The sequence below is a fragment of the Chryseobacterium tructae genome, from assembly GCF_030409875.1.
Taxonomy (GTDB): Bacteria; Bacteroidota; Bacteroidia; order Flavobacteriales; family Weeksellaceae; genus Chryseobacterium; species Chryseobacterium tructae.
Window position 1 is genome coordinate 1,011,176 of sequence record NZ_JAUFQR010000001.1, and the last position, 26,303, is coordinate 1,037,478.

A 26,303-nucleotide genomic window follows, 5' to 3' on the forward strand; every position below is an offset into this window, starting at 1 on the left:
TGTGTTATTTTTATGATATGTCAAAAAATAATATTGAATTTGTAAATGAGTGAAATCTGTTTGTTGTTATTTATTGAAGGGGCGATTAGCTTGTATATATTCAGAATAATTCTAATTTTAATGATATATATAAATTGCAATTTCATTTTTTATTAAAAAAAATAAAATTCACCTTGAATTAGGTGAATTTTTTGTCTTTTTTATCTCATTTTTTCAACGGAAATATGATTTTTTTACACTGTTAATGCTTAACCGGTATTTTTAGTTATAGATTTTTTACATTTTCCAGTCCCAATTCTTTCATAGAAATCTCCCGCATTTCCACTTTTCTGATCTTTCCTGAGATGGTCATTGGAAATTCATCCACAAATTTCCAGTATTTCGGAACCTTATAATGGGCAATTTTTCCTTTACAATAGTCTAAAAGCTCTGTTTCAGTGATTGTAAATCCTTGTCTTACTTTTACCCATGCCATTACTTCTTCGCCGAATTTTTCACTCGGAATGCCAATGATCTGAACATCCAGAATATGGGTATAGGTATATAAAAAGTCCTCAATTTCTTTAGGTGAAATATTTTCTCCACCGCGAATGATAAGGTCTTTAATTCTTCCGGAAATGGTAATATATCCGTCTTTGTCCATCACTGCCATATCTCCGGTATGCATCCATCGGGCATCATCCAGTACTTTTTTTGTGTTTTCGGGATCATTCCAATACTTCAGCATCACAGAATATCCTCTTGTACAAAGCTCACCATGTTCACCACGCTTCAATATTCTTCCGTTCTCATCAACGATCTTTATTTCGAGATGATCCTGAACCGTTCCCACTGTACTGACTTGTTTCTGCAAAGGAGTCCCAATTAAAGTCTGAGTAGATACAGGAGACGTTTCTGTCATTCCATAACATATACTCATTTCTTTGATATTCATCAGGCTTTCTACTTTTTTCATGATTTCAGGAGGGCAGACTGACCCAGCCATTACCCCGGTTCTTAAACTTGAAAAATCATAAGAGTCGAAATCTTTTACAGCAAGTTCGGCAATAAACATGGTAGGGACACCGTAAAGAGATGTGCATTTCTCATCCGAAACAGCTTTTAATGTAATGTCCGGATCAAAACTATCATTTGGAATGACCATGCAGGCTCCATGAGTTGTACAACAGATATTTCCGATAACCATTCCGAAGCAGTGATAAAAGGGAACAGGAATACATACACGGTCTTTTTCCGTATACTTGAGTCGGATACCAATAAAATATCCATTATTTAAAATATTATGATGGGAGAGGGTAACACCTTTTGGAAATCCTGTAGTTCCTGAAGTATATTGAATATTGACAGGATCATCAAATTGTACATGTTCCTCGAAGCTGTGAAGTACCTCATCAGAAATATCCTGCCCGTTGTTTACAAATGCCTCCCAGTTATCATCAAAGAAATTTCATGCTCCAAAGTTGGACATACTTCCTTGGCATATTCAACCATTTCTTTGTAATTACTGGTCTTAAAGCTTAAAGATGAAAAAATAAAACGAACCTCAGATTGATTCAGTACATAGGTAAGTTCATGGGTTCTGTAAGCCGGATTGATATTCACTAAAATGGTTCCTATTCTGGCTGTTGCATACTGAAGAAGAACCCATTCATAGCGGTTGGAAGCCCATATTCCGATTCTGTCACCGGTCTTAGCTCCTAAAAATATCAATGCTTTGGCAATAGCAGTGGTTTGATTGTAAAATTCCTGGTAGGTAGCTCTGTAATCCTGATGAACACAGACAAGTGCTTCTTGATTGGGAAATTTTTCGACAGTACTTTTCAGATTTCCTCCAATAGTCTGTCCTAATAATGGAACCTCAGAAGCTCCATACACATAAGATAAAGGCATAGTAAAAGATTTGGTGAAATAAAATTAACAATAATATCTTGAACTATCGCCTATGGATGCTAATTTTCCTGTGAATCGATCTCTTTTAGTTGTTTCAGGTTTTTATCAAGTTTCTTGATGATACTTCCGTACACCAGTTTGTAATAAAACCAGATCATAGATACTGCCAATAAAGTACTGACTGTAATTCCAACAATAATAATGGTAAGATTAGAGCTGGTAGGTTGTATATTTTGAGTATTTAAGGTATAAAAAATGAAAGCGATCAATACAAATGTGAACATAAGAAGTAGCACAATACTGATCAGAATAAAGGCATTAACAGTCTTTTTGAAATTAATAATTCGGGTGATAAGCCCTTTGAGATTTTCCTCAATTTTAATTTTTCGGTAATTCTGATAAAACTTCAATACGAAATAGGCTGTAATAAATAAGCTTAAAATTTTGATAGCAAGATAAAAATGTTCAAAGTTATTTTCTACTTCTGTAGCTTCCTGTGCTCCCAATCTTTCTAGGACATTACGGAAACTATCAGATTCTTCTTCCTGAAAGAAATAGAATAATCCCAAAACAGAAAATAACAAGAATTCGGCAACGCTGATCCAGAAAATATACTTTACATAATTGCGTGATTTTCTATTCAACATCTGAAGAATTTCAGTGTTGTCATATTTTGGCTGTACAGGCTGTTCCTGCCATGTTTTTTTAAAGCTATCTAAATCAAATTCAGGCATATTTTTCCATCTGTTCTTTAAGGGTTTTCTTTAATCTGTTCATTTTCACGCGAGCATTAACTTCGGTAATTCCGAGGTTTTCTGCAATGTCCTTGTAAGGCAGATCATCAAGATACATCATGACAATGGCTCTTTCTATATTAGGAAGAGTCTTGATTACAGTATACAAAAGCGAAATTTGTTGTTGCTTTTCATCATCATCTTCCACAAAATCTTTGTGGTTGATATCCAGTTCATTGGTAGGAAGGCTTTTGCTTTTTTTTCTAAAGAGGGTAATGGCTGTATTAAGCGCTACACGGTACATCCATGTTGAAATTTTGGAATTTCCTTTAAAAGAATCATAACTTCTCCAGAGTTGTAATACAATTTCCTGAAAAAGATCTTCTTCATCTTCCAGCGAATTGGTATATAAGCGCGATACTTTAATAATCAAACCCTGATTATCTTTGATAAGCTGCGCAAATTCTTTTTCTCTGGAATTCATAGATGTATAATGGCACGAAGATAATAATAATGTGGTAATTGCGGAAGAATAATTATGGAGAAATCGAAGATAATTGGAAGCCTGAAGCTGGAGGCTGGAAGTTATTTTAGAGATTTATTTTAAAACTAACCTTAAAATATGATCAGGCAGCCTTGAAAAAAATAATATAAAATGTGTGATAGCTCAACCTTTGTACCTTAATAACTTCCAGCCTCTTCCTTCCAGCTTCCGGCCTTTCTATACTTTTACAGTAAAATTTCTGTATCTTTGCACTCGCGAGAAAATCGGCTTGTTGATTTCCCGTTTACGGGAGGTAGGAAAGTCCGGACACCATAGAGCAGCAAAGCGGATAACATCCGTCACCCGTGAGGGTAGGACAAGTGCAACAGAAAGCAAGTACAGTTCGGCTGTAGTGAAACCAGGTAAACTCTTTGCGGTGCAATGGTAAGTATATCGGTTCTTTTCAGCAATGGAAATAGGGGCGGCTCGTCCTGAAAACCGAGGGGTAATCAGCTCAAGTTTTGCAGCAATGTAAGGCGTAGATAAATAACAGGCGCTTCTTCGGGAGTACAGAATCCGGCTTATAGATTTTCTCGTGATTTTATAAAAAAGCTATTAATTCATGAACAAAAAATTATTGACCTTACTCAAAGTAAGCTTATTCTCGGCTATTGCTCTTTCTTGCTCTAGTGGCTCTGATGACATCACCGAAAACAATACTGGTGGAGCTACAGGAAATGCCCTATCATTAATATCTTCAAAGACAGAGGCATCCATTGATACTTCTTTAAAATTTTCTTTTACAGGAGGGACTACTGAACAAATTAATAATATTAATTGGGATTTTGGAGATGGAAATACGTATCATGGAGATAATTCTTTAGATGCTATTTACCATAATTATAAAGCAGCGGGGAATTATACTATAAAGGCAACATTGCTATTAGCCAATGGGAAGAGCGTTGAAAAGACCGTAAAAGTAACAGTTACCGATACCCATATTTTAAAAATTAAAAAGATTACTATTATTTCTATTCCACAGAAAGAAAATAATTTGAAATTGGTTTACAGTGGCGGAGTCTCGCATTGGGAGAACTTTAAAGGCGCTTGGGATGAGAGTAAAAGTTATAATACAACTAATCCTGATAAATTTGCGGATCTATTTATAGAAATTGGAAAAGTATCCTCAGTTCCAGCTCTAAATGATCCACATAATCTGTTAGTGTCACATTTTGAACCCCTATTAACAACAGGTATTTATCCCAATCAAATGAGCTTAGGATTTGATCTTACAGGATACAATGTTTTTATGGGGTATGAAACATTACAGTCTGTAAGTCTGGTTTTTAAGGATAGTGATACCTATAATTCATTATTAGAAAATGGCGGACAAGATGAGTTTATTGCTCTCTATTCAATTCCAATTTCTGAATTTACAGGGACTTCAAAAACATTTAACTATGGAGAACTTTCATTCAAAGTCGATTTCGAAAAATTATAAAAAATAAAAAGCCTCAATTGAGGCTTTTTTTATTCACTTTCCAATTGCTTTTTAGCTTCTTGTAAACTCAGTTTTTCTTTATCTGAAAGTTGAGGATACTTCAAATTCATTTTTTCCAGAGTATCTATAATGATCTGGATTGCTGCCGTTCTAGCAAACCATTTGTTGTCTGCAGGAAGCACATACCAGGGAGCATGATCCTTTGATGTTTCGTTGATTGCTGTTTCATAAGCTTCCATATATTGATCAAATAAAGCTCGCTCCGGAAGGTCTCCCGCAGAAAATTTCCAGTTTTTTTCCTGTTCATTGATTCTGTCTAAAAGCCTTTTCTTTTGTTCATCCTTAGAAACATGTAGGAAAATTTTGATAATGGTTGTTCCGTTTTGAGCAAGATGTTTCTCGAAGTTTCTGATGCTTTCATAGCGGTTTTCCCAGAATTTATTGTCAAAATCCTTTACAGAAGACCAAGTTTTTTCACTTAAATTATATTCAGGGTGAACTTTGCACACCAAAACACTTTCGTAGTGGGAGCGGTTGAAGATTCCGATCATACCTTTTTGAGGCAAAGCCAGATAATGTCTCCAAAGAAAATCATGAGAATATTCTTTTGAACTCGGGGTTTTAAAACTGGTTACATTACATCCTTGTGGGTTTACTCCTCCAAAAACATGTTCTATCATACTGTCTTTTCCGGCTGCATCCATAGCCTGAAGCACTACTAGAAGAGATTGGCTTCCGTCAGCATACAGTCTTTCTTGTAGTTCACGAAGTTTTTCTTTTTCCTGAATTAATAATTGTGTTCCTTCTTCTTTGGTAAGTTTTCCCTTATAAGAAGTAGACGCTTTTTTTATTGAGAATTTTCCACTTACCTTAAAGTCATCTGAGAAATTGGTGTCCATATATTTTTTTATTTAAAGATAAAAGATAAAAGATAAAAGATAAAAGATAAAAGATAAAAGATAAAAGATAAAAGATAAAAGATAAAAGATAAAAGATAAAAGATAAAAGATAAAAGATAAAAGATAAAAGATCTTGTCGTTAAACAACTATTTCCCCATATGCATATCCATTCGGATATCAACATCAATAGGGGGCGGGCTTTAGCCCGGCCAATCAAATAAATAAATCATTAAATTCCATTGGCTTTAGCCAAAACTTAAAAAAAACTGTTTACATCCGGTAGAATATTTTTAATGACTATTAAATATAACAAAAAACCGCCTCAATAGAGACGGTTTCCTTATTTTTAAGTAGAGAATTACTTCGCAGCAGCTTTTTTAGCAACTTTTGCAGCTTTTTTCTCAGCTTTAGCAGCTTCTTTCTGCTCAGCCGGAGTTAATACTTTTGCTTCAGGAGCATTAGCATCTACATTTCCTTTGATGTAGATTACGCTTCTGCTGTTAGCAGGGTCGTTAGAGAAAACTTCAATCATTTTGTTGAATCCACCTGTAAGAGCAGTGTTATATCCAACTTTGATCTTAGCAGATTTTCCTGGCATGATCGGATCTTGGCTGAATTCTGGAGTTGTACATCCACAAGATGGTTTTACATTTGAAATGATCAAAGGCTTATCACCAGTGTTTGTTACTGTAAAGAATCTTGTACCATCAGAACTAGGCTTAATGTTACCATAGTCGAAAGTAGTTTTATCAAACGTAATCGTTTGTGCAGATGCTAGTGCAAATGTTCCAAATAATGCAATTCCTGCAATTAATTTCTTCATATTCTTGAATGTTAATATGTTTGTTAGATAAATTTTGTGAAACAAAGTTAAAAATTATTTTAATTCATGCTTAAAAATTTTTTTCTTTAGACTATTTTTGCAAATTGCAAGCCAAAGAAATAGAATTTATGCAGATTTCAGAAAAGTACAATCCACAGGAAACAGAACAAAAATGGTACAATTACTGGTTGGAAAACAAATATTTCCACTCAGAGCCTAATGATAAACCACCATATACCATTGTAATTCCACCACCAAACGTGACAGGAATATTACACATGGGACATATGTTGAACAATACCATTCAGGATGTTCTGGTCCGTCGTGCAAGAATGCGCGGGTTTAATGCTTGTTGGATTCCGGGAACAGATCACGCTTCTATTGCTACCGAAGCTAAAGTTGTTGCTAAATTGAAGTCTGAAGGAATCAGCAAGTCTGATATCACCCGTGAACAATTCCTGGAGCACGCTTGGGAATGGACAAATAAATACGGAGGAACAATCCTTGAACAACTTAAAAAGTTAGGATGCTCTTGTGATTGGGACAGAACCCGTTTCACTTTAGAAGATAAACTTTCACAACAGGTTATCAAAAGCTTTGTAGATTTATATAACAAAGGTTTGATCTACAGAGGATACAGAATGGTAAACTGGGATCCGGAAGCGAAAACCAATATTTCAGATGAAGAGGTAATCTTTAAAGAACAGAATGGAAAATTATATTATTTAAAATATAAAGTTATAGGGTCTGATGAGATCCTTGTTGTTGCAACTACACGTCCTGAAACTATTTTTGGAGACGTTGCTATTGCTGTAAATCCAAATGATGAACGTTACAAACATTTAATAGGAAAATCTGTATATGTTCCGATAGCATTAAGACAAGTTCCAATTATTGGAGATGAGTATGTAGATATTGAATTTGGAACAGGAGCATTGAAAATTACACCAGCCCATGACTTAAATGATTATGAGATCGGGCAGAAGCATGGTCTTCCTATAATTGATGCTTTGGACGATGATGGAAACTTGAATAAGGAAGGACTTCATTACGCTGGAAAAAATAGGTTTGATGTAAGAAAGGAAATTGTTAAAGAGTTGATTAATCTTAATCTTTTACTAAAAGCAGAAGATTATGTAAATAAAGTAGGAACATCTGAAAGAACAGGAGCTGTAATTGAACCTAAGATTTCAGTACAGTGGTTCCTTAAAATGTCTGAAATTGCTAAGCCTGCATTGGATGTAGTAATGGATGATGAAGTAAATTCTATCCTGAAAAGTTTAAGAATACTTACAAATACTGGATGGAAAACATCCGTGACTGGAATATTTCCCGTCAGCTTTGGTGGGGACAACAAATTCCAGCCTATTATTATGGTGCAGGAGATGAAGATTTTGTAGTTGCTGAGACAAAAGAAGAAGCTCTAGAATTGGCAAAACAAAAGACAGGAAACCAAGACTTAAAGGGAGAGGATCTTAGACAAGATGATGATGCTTTGGATACCTGGTTCTCTTCATGGTTGTGGCCAATGTCTGTATTTGATGGATTATTGGATCCGGAAAATAAAGATATCAATTATTATTATCCTACTTCTGACCTGGTAACCGGACCGGATATTATTTTCTTCTGGGTAGCAAGAATGATCATGGCTGGATTGGAGTATAGAAAAGAAGTTCCGTTTAAGAATGTTTATTTCACAGGAATTGTAAGAGATAAGCAGAGAAGAAAGATGTCAAAATCTTTAGGAAACTCTCCGGATCCACTTGAATTGATGGATAAATATGGTGCTGATGGAGTTCGTGTAGGAATTCTATTAAGTTCCGCAGCAGGAAATGACCTTCTTTCGATGAAGATTTAATGCTTCAGGGAAGAAACTTCATGACCAAGATCTGGAATGCTTTCCGTTTGATCAATATGTGGAATCATGAGGATAAGCCAGCAATTGCTACCGATAATCAAGCCATTGAATGGTTTGAAAATAAATTAAATAAAACCATCATTGAGATCAATGATCAGTTTGAGAAATTTAGAATTTCTGATGCCCTTCATTTGATCTATAAATTAATTTGGGATGATTTTTGTGGTTGGTATCTGGAAGCAATTAAGCCTAACTACGGAGAAGGTATTTCTAAAGAAGTTTATCATAAAACAATATATTTCTTTGAAGAATTGATGAAGTTACTTCACCCGTTCATGCCTTTCTTAACAGAAGAATTGTGGCAGACGATTTCAGAAAGAAATATTGAGGAGGCTTTAGTTGTCGCTCAGCAGAAAGAAGCTGCTGCATTTGATGAAGCTATCATTAAAAACTTTGAAACGGCGGCAGAATTGATTTCCGGCGTTAGAAATTACCGTCAGACAAAAGGGATTTCACCAAGAGAAGGAGCAGAAATATATACCAATGCTGCTGAATTTGCTAATGAAGCCGTAATAAGAAAACTGGCCAACGTTTCTGAAATTCATTTTGGGCAAAAAACAGATAAGCCAAGCTTTACATTCCTGGTAGGAGCAACGGAAGTTTCAATTCCTTTAAGTGAAAACTTAGATTTAGGAGAAGAAAAAGCTAAAACTGAAGAAGAATTAAAGTATCTGAAAGGATTTTTAATTTCAGTAGATAAAAAGCTTTCCAACGAAAAGTTTGTGGCTAATGCAAAGCCTGAGATTGTTGAGGTGGAGCGTAAGAAGCAAAAAGATGCTCTTGATAAGATTGCAATCTTGGAAGAGAAGCTGAAAAGTTTGTAAATTTAAAATAAAGACAACACGTTGTCTTAATATCAGGCTGGGTACAGATGAATAACTTGTATCCAGCCTGATGGTTTAAAGAAAAGATATAAGATGACACATATAGAAAACATAAAGAAGCTATTTTCGAAGGACTTTGTAGAAAACCCCTTGTTGGAAAGTTTTGAAATAGGAAAAATTTATCTCTCCAGTGGCAAGCTGGTGGCGTGTGATCCTTTGATCACGAATGATATGCTTCCTTTTTCCACAACGTTTCCGAAAGGAGAATTTTCAGTGATGTTGCATAAGGAGAAAGACAGCAATTGTGTAGCGTATGCAGAAATTATTTTTAATGCTGCAAAAATTACAGATTGGAAACTAGCGACTACTGCTGGACAGAATATAAAAGAATTGGTAGAAGGAGAGGTTTTTGGATATCCTGTAGAAAGCGGCATGGGATGTTTCATGGATGTTGATACTCAAAATAGCCTTAATCAACTGGAGCAAAAGCTTTATAACAATAAAGGAGCAGATTTCATGGGTATTTATGAAGAGTTTTTCCATGGGCATTTCTTTGATGAAAAAGGAGCAATAGATCAATATGCATTTTTAAAACCTTCAGACGATCATCCTGGAACTATATTAGCTTTTGAGACGGGATATGGAGAAGGTTTTTATGCCAGCTATGTTGGTTATGATAAAAATCAATCACCAGTGAAAATTATTACAGAATTTATTGAAATAAGTTAGGTAAAATTATTTATTTTTGGCACGGAATTTAGTCTGTTATAATTTTTAAACTAATATCAAACACAATGAATTTCTCATCAGAACAACCCAAAATTATCATTGTAGGAAGCTCCTCCATAGATCTTGTTTTGGAAACCGATAAACTTCCCTTACCTAATGAAACCGTACTGGCTGTTAATTCAGAGAGCTATTTTGGTGGGAAGGGTGCCAATCAGGCTGTAGGAACCGCAAGATTAGGGGCTAGTGTTTATTTTATAGGTTGTGTTGGAATGGATCCCCTGGGGCAGCAAATTATGAGAAATTTGGTGGGTGAAGGCGTTAATGTAGGCTTTGTACATGAAACAGACAAAGAGTCAACAGGTACAGCGTATGTCACAACGTGTGAGGGAAATGCGGCTATTGTTGTAGTTCCTGCAGCCAACAAATATCTTAAAAAGTCCCATATTGATGAAGCTGACCGTTATTTCCATACTTCTGATCTTGTCCTTGTGCAGCTTGAAGTTTCCTTGGAAGTAGTGGAGTATACTGTACAGAAAGCTAAGAAATATGGTAAAAAAGTAGGCCTATATGCTTCACCTGCAATGAGAGTGAGTGATGAAGTTCTGGAGCAGGTAGATTTTATTGTAGCTAAAAGCAATGAACTTTTTATCATTTTTGGAGAAGAAAAGAGAGAAGAGGTTCTTAAGAAATACTTCAATAAGGTATTTGTAAGAGACGATACCAATTCTACGATTTATTTTGATGGTACAGAGATGAAGTATTACAGAAAGAATAAAGAAAAGACCGTTTATAAGATGGGAATGGGTGATGCATTTACTTCAGGATTTGCTATTGCTCTTTGCCATGGGAATTCTATTGAAGACTGCGTGAAATTTGGAAATGAAGTTTCATCAAGAGTTTCAGGAAGTAAAGGATCACAAACCGGATTACCAAGAATGGCGGATTTCTTTTCTTAAAGCTATTTACGGCATATCGAAAGTTTAAAACTAAACGTAAAAATATACTGAAAATGTCCACTTTTATAGTGGATTTTTTCTTTTACTCCTATGGAAAAACTAATACTCACCACAGAAGACCATGCTTCCCTGACTGCCCATCTTTTTCAGCCCGAAAAAAGTAATGGAAAATTATTACTTATCAATTCTGCAACAGGTGTAAAACAGCATGTCTATTTTTCTTTTGCTACCTATTTTTCAGAACAAGGATTTACGGTAATTACTTATGATTACAGAGGAATAGGTTTTTCTAAACCGAAGAATATGAAGGGGTTCCATGGGTCTATGAGAATATGGGGTTCAAAGGATTATAAAGCAGTAACCACATACATTCAAAATCAGTTTTCGGAGTATAGAAAGTTTTGTTTAGGACATTCGGTAGGAGCGTTAATATTAGGAATGAATAAAGACTCTGAGATATTTGAAGAATTGATATTTGTAGGAACTCAAAATGCTTTTGTAGGTAACCTCAGATTGAAAACAAAGATTGAAGCATATCTGGGTTTTGGGATTGTACAGCCGCTAACAACTTCATTATTAGGGTATTTTCCTGCAAATTGGTTTGGGCTTGGAGAAAGTCTTCCAAAAAATTGTGCGTATGACTGGAGAACCTTAATTTTAAACAAAAAATCAACCAACAGACTGTTGGAGAAAATTGATGATTATTCTAAAAATTTAACGCAGAAAGTTTTTGTAATCCGTGCGGAGGATGATGTCTGGCTGACAGAAAAAGGGGTAATGAGTCTTTTAAACAATACTTATCCTAATCTTAGGCCAACATACAGACTGGTAAAAACAGCTGAGTCTGAGAAAAGAGAAATTGGGCATGTTAATTTTTTTAGAAGTTATAATCATAAGCTCTGGAATATTATTTTAAATGAACTGATAGATTAATGAAAAGTACAATAGACAACACAATAGAATTTGTAAAAGAAAAATTAGAAGGAGCCGAAGCGGGACACGATTGGTTCCATATTGAAAGAGTGTGGAAGCTCGCTAAAAAAATAGCAGAAACAGAAGACTGCGACTCCAATGTAGTTGAATTGTCTGCATTATTGCATGATATTGCAGATCCTAAATTTCATAATGGAGATGAAACGATAGCCCCAAGAATTTCAAGAGAATTTTTAGAAAAACAAAATGTTCCCAATGAAACGATTGAAAAGGTTTTGTTTGTTATTGAAAATATTTCTTTTAAAAACAGAAGCCAAGCACCGGAAAATCCGTCTATTGAATTGAAAATTGTACAGGATGCTGACCGTATTGATGCTATTGGTGCGATAGGTATTGCCAGAACATTCAATTTTGGAGGGTTTAAAAATAATCCGATGTATGATCCGAATGTTCAGCCTGATCTCAATATGTCAAAAGAGGAGTACAAAAAATCGAATGGAACAACAATCAATCATTTTTACGAAAAATTATTACTTCTAAAGGATTTGATGAACACAGAACATGGAAAAAAAATGGCTCAGGAAAGACATGATTATATGCTGAATTTCCTTGACCAGTTTTATAAAGAGTGGAATGTAGATTAATATTCTCTCAAAAATTCTGAAATGAGTATCTTTGCATTATGGTATTTTTCATTCTTGTTATCTTTTGGGCGTGTATATTTTCTTTGATTTTATATAAAGTAAAATCGGGAAGACTGTCAAAATGGGCAAGACTGTTCCGTATTGTGACAGTAGTTTCTTCGATTTCTATTTTTACGTATTGGTTTATTAAGAAAAGTGCAGTGGCGTTTGTTGATAATTCCGTAGGATTACAGGTTATTAATAAGCTTCCGCAAGCATTGGATTTCTATCTGATCAACGTCAACAAAATTGATAAAAATACCAAGCTTGAGCCAAAACATATTGGGAAAATACGTCCGGAATATTACAGAGTAGAATATCTGAAAATGGATAAATCTGATGAATACTGGATTGTAGGTTATCTTGGAAAGAAGAATCTGGTTTATTTTTCGCAACATTCTGTTCCTAATAAGAATATTGATCAGATTGTAGAAGTACAGAATTATATCAACCAAAGTATGAAGCTGTCTGAAGCTGCCAAAAAACAGGTAGATGCCTACAATTATGAAAATACAAAGCTGGGAATCTGGATCACTTTGGATTTTCTGCTTTTATTTCTCAATCTGGTATTGCTTCTGAAGAAAAATAAATAAGAAACTAAATTTATATATTCTCTCGCAGATTTTACTGATCCGGCAGATGATTAAGTTGTATTAATCTGCTTTATTCGTAAGATCTGCGAGAGTTTTTTTATTAAGGATAATCCAGAATGAGCATAATTTGTTCCTTATATTCTTCTGGACACCCTTTTATTAATTTGTCCTTATTTTGTTTACTGATCTTTTGAGGCTCCAGCCATTCTGTTTTATTGGAGTCCAGACTGTGGTTGTCATATACTCTTTTTATAGTATGGTCTTCGTAGAAGATATATTCATCTCCAAGCCAGTTGCTGGAGATACTGATTGTACAAATTTCCTTTTTCATGACATTTATTTTTTTAAGTATGCTTTATTCATGCAAATAGAGCATTACTCTAATGTATAAATTTTTCCGTTATGAAAAGGTTTTTATTGTGATTCGACCAGTAAATTAAAATTAGTCTATTTAAAATTTTAACTAAAACAAACTTCCTGTACTTCCAGTAGCCATTTGGGGAATATGGATGTCCGTTTTCCAATCTTCATTCATTTTTTTGATAAAATAAGCGGAAAGAAGGGGAGATGCTTTTTCAATATTCTGGTGAACAAAGAAATATAGATTTTGGAGACCTTCTTTTTTCCATTGGGTAAGATGTTTTAACCAGTCATCCAATCTTTCGTAATCACTTTCTGCATTGGCTCCTACATAACGGATGAATGCATTGGGAGTAGTAAGACGCATGTGGAGCATATCTCTTCTTCCTGCAGTATCTACGATAATGTTGGTGATATTATGGGCTTCAAAAAGCTCACATGTGGTATTCAGAATTTTTTCGTTGGTAAACCATTCTGTGTTTCTGAGTTCTATAGCAAGAGGAACTTCTTTAGGCCATTCTTTGACAAATTTTTCCAACCTGTCATAATCTTTCGGCTTAAAATTATCATGAAGCTGAAGAAAAGCCATTCCTAATTTTTCATCAAAATTGATAACTGCAGAAGCAAAGTGAGTCACAGGATCTGTAATATCAATGAGTCTTCTGAAGTGAGAAACAGTATTGGTAATCTTAGGGAAGAATTTGAAATTCTCTGGTGTTTTTTCTTTCCATGTTTTCACCTGATCAGGAGTAGGCATTCCGTAAAAGGTAGCATTTAATTCAATGGAATTAAATTGAGTGGCATAATATGTTAGCTCATCCTTAGTTCCTTTAGGATAGAATCCTTTAAGGTCTGTTTGTTCCATTTTGCACATCCAATGGAAATGTTTTCAAGCCCTTTTTTATTAAGGCTCAAAATTTCTTTGGTTCTGGAGTGATCTTTGGGAAGGGTGAAGTCTATTTTTGATGGGTCTTCTACTTGTCCGAATTTCATATTAAGCGATTTTAAACTTTAAAATTAAGCATTTTTTTGCTGTAATCTTCATGGAAAGAACGAAAAAAGATATCATCAATCCCTTATGTATATTAAGTTTTTTTTAAGGAAATATTAAACTTTGTGTTACGCTATGTTAATTGTATGTTACCATACTTCATGTTTTATCAATCTAATTTTACGGCAAGTTTTGTAGCATTAAAAATTATGAAGAAAAAAATGATCTGTGCATTTGCTTTATTATCTTTTGGGTTTGCATTTTCACAGGAGACCAGCTCTAAGATTTTTGGAAGATTAAAAGGAATATCTTCCGAGGTTACTGTGAAGGTAGTACATATTCCTACCAATAGTACTTTTGAAACTAAAAGTAATAGCAAAGGACAGTTTAGTTTAGATAACCTTCAACCGGGAGGGCCTTATAGAATTGAGATATCTGATGGTTCACAGGTTATTTATGAAAATCCTAATCTACAACTTTCTTTAGGAAGCAATGACTTGCCAATAGTAGAAATTGGTAGCAAAGAGAAGTCTATTGATGAGGTAAAGATTACTTCAAAAAAAGCTAACGTAAAATATGGAGTTGGGATCAGCCAGGCGCAAATTTCAGGACTTCCAAATATTAACAGAGGAATACAGGATGTTACTAAATTGGTACCCCAAAGTGCCAATAACTCTTTTAATGGAACTAATTTTCGTTATAATAACGTTACGATTGATGGTTCCATCAATAATGATGCGATTGGTTTCAGTCCTTCATTAGGGGGGCAGACTGGAACTTCAGGAATGCCTGGAAGCAGTACTCGTTCTAATTCTATTAGCTTGGATGCTATTCAGGATGTACAAGTGTACATCGCTCCTTATGATGTGAAGCTGGGAAATTTCTTGGAGGAAGTATCAATGCAGTGACCCGAAGCGGAAGTAATGATGTGACAGGTTCCCTGTATGTATATGGGAGAAATGCGGCGATTACCGGAAGAAACAGAGTAGGTGATAATTCCAAAATGCCAAGTGATTTTTCCGATTTTATATATGGTGGGAGAGTAGGTCTGCCTATAGTAAAAGATAAGGTTTTCTTATTCACTAACCTGGAATATACCAAAAGGGTAGATCCGATATTTTATAATGCCAATGATCCTAATGCGCTGATAGATGAATCTGTTGCCCGAAAAATTTCAGACTTTGTACAGCAGAAATACGGATTCAACGTAGGGAGCTTTAATGGATACAATAACTTTTCTGAAAGTGCTAAACTTTTTAATAAGTTAGATTGGAAGATCAACGATAAACATACTTTATCCATCAAAAATAATACGGTATTTTCGCAAGCATCCAACCTCGAAAGGGATGGTGCTAATTTCAGATTTGCCAGTATGGATTTCGTTCAGAAGAATACAGCATCCACAACAACCCTTGAGCTGAAAAGCCGATTTAATGATAAATGGAGTAATAACTTAGTAGTGGGATACTCTTCGATTCATGATTATAGAGATCCAACTTCGGGAAATGTGATGTTTCCACAGGTTGAAATCAGCCATAACGGAGGAACCATTTTATTGGGGAATGATAGAGAAGCCACTGTTTTCAACATGAAGCAGAAAACTTTTGAAATTACAGATAACCTTACTTATAAAACCGGAAACCATACTTTCTTGCTAGGAACTCACAATGAATTGTATAATATCAATTATGGTTTTGTAAATGCTTTGAACGGAAGGGTATCTTATGGATCACTTGCTGATTTTTATAATGGTATTCCTGCAAGGGTAAGAGGAACCTATCCTTTTGGGGGAAATAGCAGACAGGATCTTTTCAACAATCCTTATGCTCAATATAAAGTAAATCTTCTTTCATTATACTTGCAAGATGAGATTAACTGGGGAAGAGTAAGGCTTTCACCGGGAGTAAGAGTAGATTATACAGACTTACCTAATAAGCCACAACTAAGTCCACTTGTTAATCAATCTCCTCAGGATCCTTATTTCGGAAATACCTATAGCTATACTCCGTTAAGCCAGTTAACGAATAATTATCTTAACAAACCTACATTATCTCCAAGAATTGGATTTACCATTGATGTTACGGAAGACAGGTCTATGGTATTAAGAGGAGGTTCCGGTATTTTTGTAGGAAGAATTCCATTCGCATGGTTAGGATATGCTTATTATAATGACGGAGTTGGTTTTGGAAGTTATGATATTAATAAGCCAACTGCAGGACAGATTGGTCAGTATGGTGATCCATTGGTTGGCACTAATCTTCCAACTTGGCAGAACCCAACACAAGACCCAAAATCATCTAAAGTACAGGTTGACCTTATTGATAATAACTTTAAAATGCCAAGAGTCTGGAGAAGTTCCCTTGCATTTGACTATACTCTGGCAGGGTATAAACTGACATTGGAAGGTATTTATACGAAAGTACTTTATGACTTAAAATTCCAACAGGTGAATAAAACGGATAATGTGACGTATTATAGCTATGATGTGAACCATGAAATGCCGATTTATACAACCAATATCAATAGCAAATTTTCTAATGCCTATCTTTTATCCAATACAAAAGAAGGATACCGTTACAACCTGACGGCCCAGATCTCAAAATCATACAACTTCGGATTTAATTTCTTCGCAGCTTATACCTACGGAGATGCCAGAGATATTACTAATGGTATCAGAAACTCTATGGAAAGTAACTGGCAGATGAACCAATCGTTAACACCCAATGAACCTCAGCTGACAACTTCCAATTTTGCGATCAAGCACAGAATCGTAGCCAATCTTGGATATGCTTTTAATATTTCTAAATCAAACAGATTATATACCAATGTGTATTTTAACGCACAGTCAGGAAACCCTTTTTCATGGGGATTTATAAACAACACAATTGCCAATACGGGACAAGCTGCTGGTCTTGCTTATATCTTTAAAGATGCTACTGAAGCTGCGAAATATATTGTTCCTGTAAAAGATGCTTCAGGAAATGTACTGGTAAGTGCTCAGCAACAGATTGCTGATTATGAAAATTATGTTAATAATAATTCGTATTTGAAGTCAAGAAGAGGGAAGTTTACAGAAAGAAATGGAGATAATACTCCTTGGAACATTCAGGCAGATATTCGAATTATGGATGAAATAAGATTGAGCGAAAAATCTAAGAATACGCTTCAGATCTCTCTAAGCATCATCAACTTTACGAATTTATTGAATAAAGACTGGGGTAAAGTTTATTTTGTGCCTAATACCTTCAATTCTACAGCGAGTGTAGGGCTTTCCAAAGTTGGAAATATAGCTACAGGACAGCCATCAGCCGGAGATCCTACTTACAACTTCAAAACCCCTGGCCCTGCTTATACAATCGATCAGTTTGCATCACGATTCCAAGCTCAAATAGGGGTAAGATATAACTTCTAATGAGTACTTTTTTATATTATTCAATATACTTCTTTTTCAAAGGCTCGGATTTTCTTTCCGGGTCTTTTTTATGAGTAATAATAAATGATCGAAGATGTTAATTTATTCATTATAACAAGGCCATTATTTATTTATTTATTTATTTATTTATTTATTCAATTCAATAGGAACGGGCTTTAGCCCGTTTTATAAATAATATTTCCAATGGCTTTAGCCAAAACCTATTATTCGGAAGAAGAATATTATCAATAAAAAAGCACACCTAAAAAGGTGTGCTCCACTATATAATGTGTTTATTATTTGATCTTATGCTTCACAGCTTGAACATGATACAAAGTTCACCATCATTTCTTTTGAAACAGAAGAACTTCTTTGATAGTAAAGAGTTTTTACTCCTTTTTTCCAAGCTTCGATATACAAATAGTTTACATCTTTTACAGGCATTGTAGAAGGAATCTGAAGATTCAGTGATTGTGCCTGGTCAATATATTGCTGTCTTTGTGCAGCCTGAGAAATGATCTCCATTGGAGAGATTTCCTTGAATGTTTTGAATACTGCCTTTTCTTCAGGAGTAAGCTCATTCAGGTGCTGTACAGAACCATGGTTCAACATGATAGTTCTCCATGTTTCCTCATTATCCAGCCCTTTTTCTTTCAATAATTTTGCAAGATATTTGTTCTTACGCATAAAGTTTCCTTTAGCTAGACCTGCTTTGTAATAGTTAGAAGAGAAAGGTTCAATTCCAGGAGAAGTTTGTCCTAAGATAGCAGAGCTTGAAGTGGTAGGAGCAATAGCCATTGTCGTGGTATTTCTTAATCCATATCCTTTCAATACTTCCGGTTCTCCATAGATGTTGGCCAATTCTCTTGACGCTTGTTCAGCCTGTTCTTTGATATGTCTGAATGCTCTTGCATTGAACTGAGTCGCTTCAAAGCTTTCAAACGGAATCATATTTCTGTAGATAAGAATGGTATCCTAAAACCCCTAATCCAAGAGCTCTGTGACGCATTGCGAAGTTTCTAGCTCCTTGTAAGTAGTAGTTTCCTTCAGTTTTATCAATGAATTCAGATAATACAGCATCCAGGAAGTAAACTGCTAATTTAACAGCATCTGTATCTTTCCACTCATCGTACAATTCAAGGTTCATGGAAGAGAGACAGCAGATAAATGATTCTTCCATTGTAGAAGGAAGCATGATCTCAGAACAAAGGTTACTTGCATTCACCGTCATTCCATGGTCTTTATATACTTGTGGTTTGTTTCTGTTTACGTTATCGGTAAAGAAAATATAAGGAAGTCCTTTTTGCTGACGGCTTTCCAATACTCTTGCCCAAACTTTACGTTTGTCCATGTCACCATCAATCATATCCTGCATCCAGTAATCCGGAACACATACTCCGGTGAACAGGTTTTGAATTGGGCTACCAATATCTTTAATGGACAAGAATTCTTCAATATCTCCGTGGTCAATGTCTAAGTAAGCTGCAAAAGCTCCTCTTCTTACGCCTCCTTGAGAAACAACGTCCATTGCGGTATCAAAAAGTTTCATGAAAGAAACCGCTCCGGAAGACTTTCCGTTATCTGTTACGGCTGTACCTCTGTTTCTAAGCTCTCCAAAATATCCTGAAGTTCCTCCTCCGATTTTTGTCTGCATGATCACTTCACCCATTTTGTGAGTAATTCCTTCAATACTGTCCGGAATGTGAGCGTTGAAACAAGAGATAGGAAGACCTCTCTCGGTTCCCATATTAGCCCATACAGGAGAAGAGAAACTGATCCATCCTTTTGTGATCATTTCTTTGAAAGCTGGCTGAAGTTCCGGCTTGTATAATCTTTTCGCAGCAGCAGTGGTAATTCTGTCGATAGCTCCGTCTACCGTTTCACCTTTCAACAGATATCCTCTGTTTAGCATTTGCTCAGACTCTTCATTGAGCCACCATATATTTGAATTTTGCTCTTCCATAGATGTTATATTTTCGAATTCCGGAGTGAGATTGTCACTCCGGAATTTCGTTTTTTTTATATTATTGATTGTAAAAGTTCTACTTTGTGAGAGTCGTTCAGTCCACTTTCATCTCTCAATCTTTGAAATTCCTTAAAAGACGGAACATTCAAAACTTCATGCTGAACTTCTTCATTAATGTAGTTTGAATAATGTAGAAAAGTAGCACCATCCTCCTTTACAAAAACCTTATATTCAAATGTTGATTGATCTAAATTTTTAAAATCATTCAAAAACTTTTGAATATGGACTTTATTTGCAGGAACAAATTCAGGATTTACGGTATAGCTTACTATTACATTAATCATAGTTGTATTTGTGTTTATCTTGATTTAAAAGCTCACTTTCCTTTCGGAAAATAAATGTGCTAATACTATCTGCTTTGACGCTCGCTTCGCTCGCGCCCTTACATTAGAACAAATCGTTCGCTGTAATACTTTTATCGTGTTTCGTGTAATCCACAGGTCTTTTTGCAAAGAAATCATCTAATGAATTGGCAAAAACTTCTTCCTCGAACCAAACCATTGGTCTGTATTGTTCCGGAGTGATGTTGTATCTTGTTTTCATGTTGATTTTCTTCAAGCTGTCATCTACACGATATTTCATGAAATTCAATAGATCTTCTTTAGATACGTTGTCTATTTCTCCTAATTCGAAGATCCAGCTAAGGATATCACCTTCTTTTTCGATAGATTCGTCTACAAGGGTGTAAATATCTTCAATATCGCTTTCAGTTAGAAGGTCTGGTTGTTCTTCACGGATTTTATTGATCAGGTAAATTCCTGCGTTAGCATGAATCTGCTCATCCACAGAAGTCCATGCGATGATGTTAGAAACATTTTTCATAAACCCTTTAAATCTTGTGAAAGAAAGGATGATGGCAAACTGAGAGAAAAGAGAAACGTTTTCTACTAAGATACTGAATAACAATAATGCTGAAACGTACTCTTTAGGAGTAGCAGAGTTGGCATGCTTTAAAGCATTTCCAAGGAACTCAATTCTACCTTTTACAGCAGGGATTTCAATAACGTTAAGGAATTCGTCATTATATCCTAGTACTTCCAATAAACGGGAATATGCTTCAGAATGACGGAACTCGCATTCTGCGAAAGTAGATCCTAATCCATTGAATTCCGGTTTCGGAAGGTGGTTGTATAAATTCCCCCAGAATGTCTTTACAGACACCTCGATCTGTGCAATGGCTAACAGCGCATTTTTCACAGCATGCTTTTCATGTGGTTCCAACTGCGAATGAAAATCTTGTACATCTGCAGTAAAGTCCACTTCCGAATGTACCCAGAACGATTTGTTGATGGCTTCTACAAATTGTAGAACCTCTGGGTATTCAAATGGCTTATAGCTTACTCTCTTATCAAAAATTCCCATATTAAAATATCTTTATAATTAAATAATTCAGATCTCTGTGGATAATGTTCAGAATAGGTGTAACTTTTTGTTTTTGTGTGGGTTGTGAATTTAAGTTATTCACAAGAAAAGTTTTCTTTTCTGATCAGAATCTATTGACAAAGTTCGAAAAAAAGAACTGATTTTGAAAGAGGTAAATACTAATAGGTTGACTTTTAGCTGTAAAAGTTTTCCACATTTACATGAAACGGGCACAAATAATAGGCTAGAGGGGGATATAGGGGATAAATACATGGAAAACTTCAGTTACAGTTAAACAAAATTTATTAATGTGCTTTAAATAAAGCATTAAAGGGTTAAACAAAAAAATATTTGAATAAATTTTCATTCTTGTAACAATTTGAAAATATCATCTACTTATTGGGTATAAAACATACATCACTTAATGTTAGTAATTCAGGATTTACATAAGTCATACGATACAGGGAAAAGCAAGCTTCATGTTTTGAAGGGGATTAATCTGAATATTTCAGAAGGAGAGTTTGTTTCCATTATGGGGAGTTCCGGTTCAGGAAAATCTACCCTTCTTAATATTATTGGGATTCTGGATGAAAAGGATTCAGGAACCTATGAATTGGATGGTGTTCCTATTGAGCATTTGTCAGAAGTAAAGGCAGCAGAATATAGAAGCAAGTTTTTAGGATTTATTTTTCAGTCCTTTAATCTTATCAATTATAAGACTGCGCTGGAAAATGTTGCTCTTCCATTATATTACCAAAATGTACCCAGAAAAGAAAGAAATCAGAAAGCATTAGAATATCTGGAAAAAGTAGGTCTTGCACAATGGGCGACCCACCTTCCTAATGAGCTTTCCGGGGGGCAGAAGCAAAGAGTAGCGATTGCGAGAGCTCTTATTACTGATCCAAAAGTTGTATTGGCGGATGAACCTACCGGAGCATTGGATTCAAAGACCACTCATGATATTATGAAACTTCTTCAGGATATTAATAATGAAGGAAAAACAATCATTGTAGTAACTCACGAACCTGATGTAGCGGCACAAACGAAAAGAAATGTAGTACTGAAGGATGGTATCATCGAAAGTGATGAGTTTATTAAGCAGATCGTGTTGTAAATAATTTGAAAATTTGAAAATGAGATAATTTGAAAATTGAATGATATTGTTCTTTTAATTTTTCAATCTTTTAATATTAATAAAAATGTTTGACCTAGATCGTTGGCAGGAAATATTCAGTTCTATCCGTAGTAATGTACTTCGGACGGTACTTTCGGGATTTACGGTAGCTTTGGGACTGTTTATTTTTATTGTACTTTTTGGAATAGGACAAGGGCTTCAAAATGCTTTCTCAGAAGGGTTTGCAGGAGATGCCAAAAACCTGATTACCATTTATACAGGAAAAACAACTTTAGCTTATAAAGGATTACAGTCTGACAGAGCTGTAAGTATGAATAATGATGACTATGATTTCCTGGTGAATACAGATAAAGAAAAAGTAGGCGCAGCCAGCCCGAGATATGCTACCAATTTAATGGTGAAATATGGGAAGGAAAGCGGGCTTTATCAGGTTCATGGTGCTGAGCCGGGAGAACAGGTAATTGAAAACAGAAAGCTTGTTGAAGGGCGTTATATCAATTCTTTTGATTTGGCGAGAAAGCAAAATGTTGCTGTTATTGGGAGAATGGTTCAGAGAGACCTTATTAAAAATGGAGGCTCTATAGGTAAAGAACTGGATATTAACGGAACAATGTTTAAAGTAGTTGGGGTATTTTCGGATGATGGCGGAGACAGGGACGAAAGACATATTACTGTGCCGATCAGTACTTTGCAGCAGATGAAAAAAGGTTCTGATACAGTCAATACAATTTATATAGCTTATAATGATAAGCTACTTAATCCTCAGGATGCCATTAAATATGGAGACGAGCTGAGAGATAAATTAAAAGCAAGAAAAAAAGTTTCTCCTGATGATGAAAATGGAGTTCGTGTATGGAATAATGCCAAAAATATGAATGATACTTTCGTTTTTATGGCTGTTCTTACTGCAATTGTAGGCTTTATTGGGTTAGGAACATTATTAGCAGGTATTATCGGGATCAGTAACATTATGGTTTATATCGTAAAAGAAAGAACCAAAGAAATCGGAGTACGAAAAGCTATTGGAGCCAAACCGGCAGGAATTGTTGCTTTAATTGTTCAGGAAAGTGTTGTGATTACAGTAATTTCAGGATTTGTTGGAATTGGAATAGGAGTTTTAACATTAAGCCTGATTGGCGACAGTCTTGAAGAGTTTTTTATTAAAAATCCAAGTGTTGGTTGGGGATCAATCGTTATGGCATTTATTGCATTAGTCTTTTCAGGGTTGGTTGCAGGATTTGTTCCGGCCTACAGGGCTTCACGAATTAAGCCGATTGAAGCGCTAAGAACAGAATAACAATTTGAAAATAAAATAATTTGAAAATGGAGTAATAAAAGCAGCTAGCTTGTTTACCCTTTTACAACTATTAATAACTTATAACTCAAAGAGGTGAATATCATATTTAAAAAAGATACTTGGCAGGAGATTTATTATTCATTGAGAAATAATAAGCTTCGTACATTTCTTACCATGATTGGAGTGGGATGGGGCATGTTTTTATATGTGAGCCTTCTTGGGGCGGCAAAGGGAATGGAGAATGGTTTTGATAAATTATTTTCCGGGTTTGCTACCAATTCCATTTTCATGTGGGCACAGAAGACATCTATTCCATATGAAGGTTTTCCCAAAGGAAGAGAAGTTCATTTGAACTTGTCTGATATGGAAATGCTGAAAAAGAAATTGACTGATATTGATTATATATCGCCCCAAAACGCAAGAGGAAGTTTCACCGGAACACCAGGAGAATCAATGGCGAGAAATGGGAAAAGTGCTACCTATGCTCTTACAGGGGATTACTCAGTAGGAAATAAGATCTCAGAAAAAAAACTTATTTATGGACGCTATATCAATGATGCAGACGTTTCAGGAAATAAAAATGTAGTGGTCATTGGAGAAGAGATCTATAAGAACCTTTTTGATTCCAAGAAAAAAGAAAACCCTATCGGGAAGTCTATTAATATCAAAGGGTTATTTTTTAATGTTATTGGTGTTTTTAGAGTAAAAAAAGGCGGAGGATTTGAAAATGATCAGAGTGCTTTTATTCCGCTATCCACCTATACTAAGATGTATAATGCAGGCGAGCAGGTAGACTTATTCGCTATTGTAGGGAAACCTAATGCTAATCTTGGTAATCTGGAAGATCAGATCAAGCAAATCTTAAAAGCAAAAAATAAAGTTTCACCTGATGATACCAATGCTTTTGGGAGTGCCAACGTGGCAAAAGAGTTTAAAAAGTTAACGGGCTTTCTTACAGGGATGCAGCTTTTAACCATCATTGTGGGAACATTAACCATTCTGGCGGGTGTTATTGCTATTTCAAACATTCTTTTGATTACCGTAAAAGAAAGAACCAAAGAAATAGGAATCAGAAGAGCATTGGGTGCAAAGCCAGCCGAAGTAAGAAACCAGATCCTGCTGGAAAGTGTTGTAATTACACTCTCATCCGGGTTGCTGGGATTTATGTTCGGAATCTTTGTTCTGATGATTTTAAATATAGCCACTCAGGGACAGGATACATTTCCTTTTTATAATCCAACAGTGAACTATGGAAATGTATTTGCAGCCATGGCCGTGATGGTAATATTAGGATTGATTATCGGGATGATCCCTGCACAAAGAGCGGTAAAAATTAGACCTATTGAAGCATTAAGAACAGAATAATAATTTGAAAATGAAATAATTTGGAAATTTGAAAATAAAAAGGAAACATCTTTTAATTTTTAAATCATTCAATCTTTTAATAAAAAATAAACTATACATATGAAAAAGAAATTCACTTGGAAAAAAGCCATTTATATAGTCTTGGGGCTTTTATTTGCAGTGGCATTGTTCTCCGGGATTGGTTATCTTGTAAAATCAAACTCCAAAGAAAGCGAGGCTTTCCTTACCCGTAAACCTAGTATCCAAAATATGGATGATAAGGTAATGGCCACCGGAAAAATTGTTCCAAAGGAAGAAATTGAAATTAAACCCAATATTACAGGGATCATTGATAAAATATTAGTAAAAGAAGGAGATAAAGTAGAAATAGGACAGCTGATTGCTACAGTGAGAATTGTACCAAGTATTTCTGAGGTGAATGCTGCGCAGCAAGAAGTTCAGAATGCCCAGATTCAGATTAGTAATGCCCAGATGAATGTCGGAAATATGCAGAAGCAATTTGAAATACAGGATAAACTGTATAAGCAAGGAGTGGCTTCTAAACAAGATTTTTGAATTCCCAGCAACAACTTTATTCTCAACAGCAGACGCTTAAAAATGCTCAGCAACAGCTGAACACAGCACAAAAAAGATTACAGATTGCAAAAACCGGAGCGACTCCTGAACTTCAAGGGCAAGGACTGGCAACAACACAAATTCGTTCAAAAGCTTCAGGAACTGTTTTGGAGGTTCCTGTGAAATTAGGAAGCCAGGTAATTGAAGCAAATAACTTCAATGCCGGAACAACAATATGTTCAGTGGCAGACTTAAATTCTCTTATCTTTAAAGGAGAGATCGATGAAGCTCAGGCAGGAAAATTAAAGCAAGGAATGGATATGAATATTGTAATTGGTGCTTTGCAAAACAAAACTTTCCCTGGAAAACTGACGATGATTGCTCCAAAAGGAAAGGATAATGCAGGAACTATTAAGTTTCCGGTAGAAGGAAACGTAGAAAATCCTAACAACGAATATATCAGAGCAGGATTCTCTGCTAACGGAGAGATTGTATTAAGTTCTCAGAAAAATGCTTTGTTGCTGGATGAATCTTTAGTTCAATATGAAAAGAAACAAGGAAAAGATGTTCCTTTTGTAGAAGTTAAGCAACAAGACGGGAAATTTAAGAAAGTATACTTGAAACTTGGAGCAAGTGACGGAATCAACGTTCAGATTCTTCCGGGATCAGATATTACTAAAGACACTGAAGTAAAAGTGTGGAACCCATCTGATAAAGACAAAGAAGAGTTGAAAGAAAAATCAAAAGCAAAATAATAAACTACACTATACATTTTAAACTGTTAGATCCCGGAGAGATATTCTTCGGGATTTTTTTATAGAATAGTAAAGGT

The 26,303-nt window shown here is 35.2% G+C and carries 18 protein-coding genes, 1 other RNA gene and 5 pseudogenes; 14 read left to right on the forward strand and 10 right to left on the reverse strand.

The genetic code is table 11. The features are described 5' to 3' along the window. Window positions 1-265: 265 nt before the first annotated feature. From QWZ06_RS04895 to QWZ06_RS04905, 3 genes and pseudogenes are all read right to left on the reverse strand, one after another. Window positions 266-1,890: pseudogene (locus QWZ06_RS04895) on the reverse strand (AMP-binding protein). Between the two features lie 59 nt (window positions 1,891-1,949). Continuing rightward, window positions 1,950-2,624, reverse strand: coding sequence for a DUF8845 family protein (locus QWZ06_RS04900; RefSeq protein ID WP_290296107.1), 675 nt, complete (start codon window positions 2,622-2,624; stop codon window positions 1,950-1,952). Next, the gene (locus tag QWZ06_RS04905) at window positions 2,617-3,108 is read right to left on the reverse strand and encodes an RNA polymerase sigma factor (protein WP_027374652.1); all 492 of its coding nucleotides are present in this window, start codon (window positions 3,106-3,108) and stop codon (window positions 2,617-2,619) included. The genes QWZ06_RS04900 and QWZ06_RS04905 overlap by 8 nt, the downstream gene beginning before the upstream one ends. Before the next feature lie 276 nt (window positions 3,109-3,384). On the opposite strand from QWZ06_RS04905, the gene rnpB reads away from it, so the two are divergent. Together rnpB and QWZ06_RS04915 are read left to right on the forward strand one after the other, a co-directional pair. Beyond that, an RNA gene (gene rnpB / locus QWZ06_RS04910) (RNase P RNA component class A) lies at window positions 3,385-3,708 on the forward strand. Between the two features lie 22 nt (window positions 3,709-3,730). Beyond that, on the forward strand, window positions 3,731-4,609 hold the full coding sequence (locus QWZ06_RS04915) for a PKD domain-containing protein (RefSeq protein ID WP_290296111.1): 879 nt from the start codon (window positions 3,731-3,733) through the stop codon (window positions 4,607-4,609). Window positions 4,610-4,638: 29 nt separating this feature from the next. Here QWZ06_RS04915 and QWZ06_RS04920 read toward each other — a convergent pair whose 3' ends face one another. Next, the gene (locus QWZ06_RS04920; protein ID WP_290296114.1) at window positions 4,639-5,508 is read right to left on the reverse strand and encodes a polyphosphate kinase 2 family protein; all 870 of its coding nucleotides are present in this window, start codon (window positions 5,506-5,508) and stop codon (window positions 4,639-4,641) included. 359 nt (window positions 5,509-5,867) lie between these two features. Next, on the reverse strand, window positions 5,868-6,332 hold the full coding sequence (locus tag QWZ06_RS04925) for a DUF1573 domain-containing protein (protein WP_290296115.1): 465 nt from the start codon (window positions 6,330-6,332) through the stop codon (window positions 5,868-5,870). A 128-nt stretch (window positions 6,333-6,460) separates the two neighbouring features. On the opposite strand from QWZ06_RS04925, the pseudogene QWZ06_RS04930 reads away from it, so the two are divergent. The 6 genes and pseudogenes from QWZ06_RS04930 to QWZ06_RS04955 all read left to right on the forward strand — a co-directional run bounded on the left by QWZ06_RS04930 (window position 6,461) and on the right by QWZ06_RS04955 (window position 12,968). Next, window positions 6,461-9,074, forward strand: a pseudogene (locus tag QWZ06_RS04930) (valine--tRNA ligase). A 93-nt stretch (window positions 9,075-9,167) separates the two neighbouring features. Beyond that, entirely contained in the window at window positions 9,168-9,803 is a 636-nt protein-coding gene (locus QWZ06_RS04935; protein ID WP_290296116.1) for a DUF4241 domain-containing protein, read from the forward strand. Window positions 9,804-9,868: 65 nt separating this feature from the next. Continuing rightward, on the forward strand, window positions 9,869-10,759 hold the full coding sequence (locus QWZ06_RS04940; protein ID WP_290296117.1) for a ribokinase: 891 nt from the start codon (window positions 9,869-9,871) through the stop codon (window positions 10,757-10,759). A gap of 90 nt (window positions 10,760-10,849) precedes the next feature. Continuing rightward, window positions 10,850-11,692, forward strand: a complete 843-nt coding sequence (locus QWZ06_RS04945; RefSeq protein ID WP_290296118.1) for an alpha/beta hydrolase family protein — start codon at window positions 10,850-10,852, stop codon at window positions 11,690-11,692. Next, window positions 11,692-12,336: an HD domain-containing protein gene (locus QWZ06_RS04950; protein WP_290296121.1), complete on the forward strand. Its 645-nt coding sequence runs from the start codon at window positions 11,692-11,694 to the stop codon at window positions 12,334-12,336. The genes QWZ06_RS04945 and QWZ06_RS04950 overlap by 1 nt, the downstream gene beginning before the upstream one ends. Window positions 12,337-12,419: 83 nt before the next feature. After that, window positions 12,420-12,968 carry a hypothetical protein gene (locus tag QWZ06_RS04955; RefSeq protein ID WP_290296123.1) on the forward strand — a complete coding sequence of 183 codons (549 nt, stop codon included), beginning with the start codon at window positions 12,420-12,422 and terminating at the stop codon, window positions 12,966-12,968. 100 nt (window positions 12,969-13,068) lie between these two features. Here the strand turns inward: QWZ06_RS04955 and QWZ06_RS04960 are convergent, their stop codons facing one another. Further along, entirely contained in the window at window positions 13,069-13,299 is a 231-nt protein-coding gene (locus tag QWZ06_RS04960) for a hypothetical protein (protein ID WP_290296126.1), read from the reverse strand. Window positions 13,300-13,431: 132 nt separating this feature from the next. Continuing rightward, window positions 13,432-14,321: pseudogene (locus QWZ06_RS04965) on the reverse strand (DUF72 domain-containing protein). A 207-nt stretch (window positions 14,322-14,528) separates the two neighbouring features. On the opposite strand from QWZ06_RS04965, the pseudogene QWZ06_RS04975 reads away from it, so the two are divergent. After that, a pseudogene (locus tag QWZ06_RS04975) lies at window positions 14,529-17,731 on the forward strand (TonB-dependent receptor). 306 nt (window positions 17,732-18,037) lie between these two features. Here the strand turns inward: QWZ06_RS04975 and QWZ06_RS04980 are convergent. The 3 genes and pseudogenes from QWZ06_RS04980 to QWZ06_RS04990 form a co-directional block, all read right to left on the reverse strand. After that, a pseudogene (locus QWZ06_RS04980) lies at window positions 18,038-19,694 on the reverse strand (ribonucleoside-diphosphate reductase subunit alpha). A 56-nt stretch (window positions 19,695-19,750) separates the two neighbouring features. Then, entirely contained in the window at window positions 19,751-20,041 is a 291-nt protein-coding gene (locus QWZ06_RS04985) for a hypothetical protein (protein WP_290296131.1), read from the reverse strand. Window positions 20,042-20,144: 103 nt separating this feature from the next. Next, window positions 20,145-21,119, reverse strand: a complete 975-nt coding sequence (locus QWZ06_RS04990; RefSeq protein ID WP_076352612.1) for a ribonucleotide-diphosphate reductase subunit beta — start codon at window positions 21,117-21,119, stop codon at window positions 20,145-20,147. A 424-nt stretch (window positions 21,120-21,543) separates the two neighbouring features. Between QWZ06_RS04990 and QWZ06_RS04995 the strand changes: the two genes are divergently transcribed. The 5 genes from QWZ06_RS04995 to QWZ06_RS05015 all read left to right on the forward strand — a co-directional run bounded on the left by QWZ06_RS04995 (window position 21,544) and on the right by QWZ06_RS05015 (window position 26,226). Then, entirely contained in the window at window positions 21,544-22,233 is a 690-nt protein-coding gene (locus QWZ06_RS04995; protein WP_290296137.1) for an ABC transporter ATP-binding protein, read from the forward strand. 85 nt (window positions 22,234-22,318) lie between these two features. Continuing rightward, window positions 22,319-23,551, forward strand: coding sequence for an ABC transporter permease (locus tag QWZ06_RS05000; RefSeq protein WP_290296138.1), 1,233 nt, complete (start codon window positions 22,319-22,321; stop codon window positions 23,549-23,551). A gap of 93 nt (window positions 23,552-23,644) precedes the next feature. Beyond that, window positions 23,645-24,916: an ABC transporter permease gene (locus QWZ06_RS05005; RefSeq protein WP_290296139.1), complete on the forward strand. Its 1,272-nt coding sequence runs from the start codon at window positions 23,645-23,647 to the stop codon at window positions 24,914-24,916. A gap of 99 nt (window positions 24,917-25,015) precedes the next feature. Next, entirely contained in the window at window positions 25,016-25,471 is a 456-nt protein-coding gene (locus QWZ06_RS05010; RefSeq protein ID WP_290296140.1) for an efflux RND transporter periplasmic adaptor subunit, read from the forward strand. Further along, window positions 25,468-26,226, forward strand: coding sequence for an efflux RND transporter periplasmic adaptor subunit (locus QWZ06_RS05015; RefSeq protein WP_290296141.1), 759 nt, complete (start codon window positions 25,468-25,470; stop codon window positions 26,224-26,226). Before QWZ06_RS05010 ends, QWZ06_RS05015 begins: the two co-directional genes overlap by 4 nt. The last annotated feature ends 77 nt before the right edge of the window (window positions 26,227-26,303 follow it).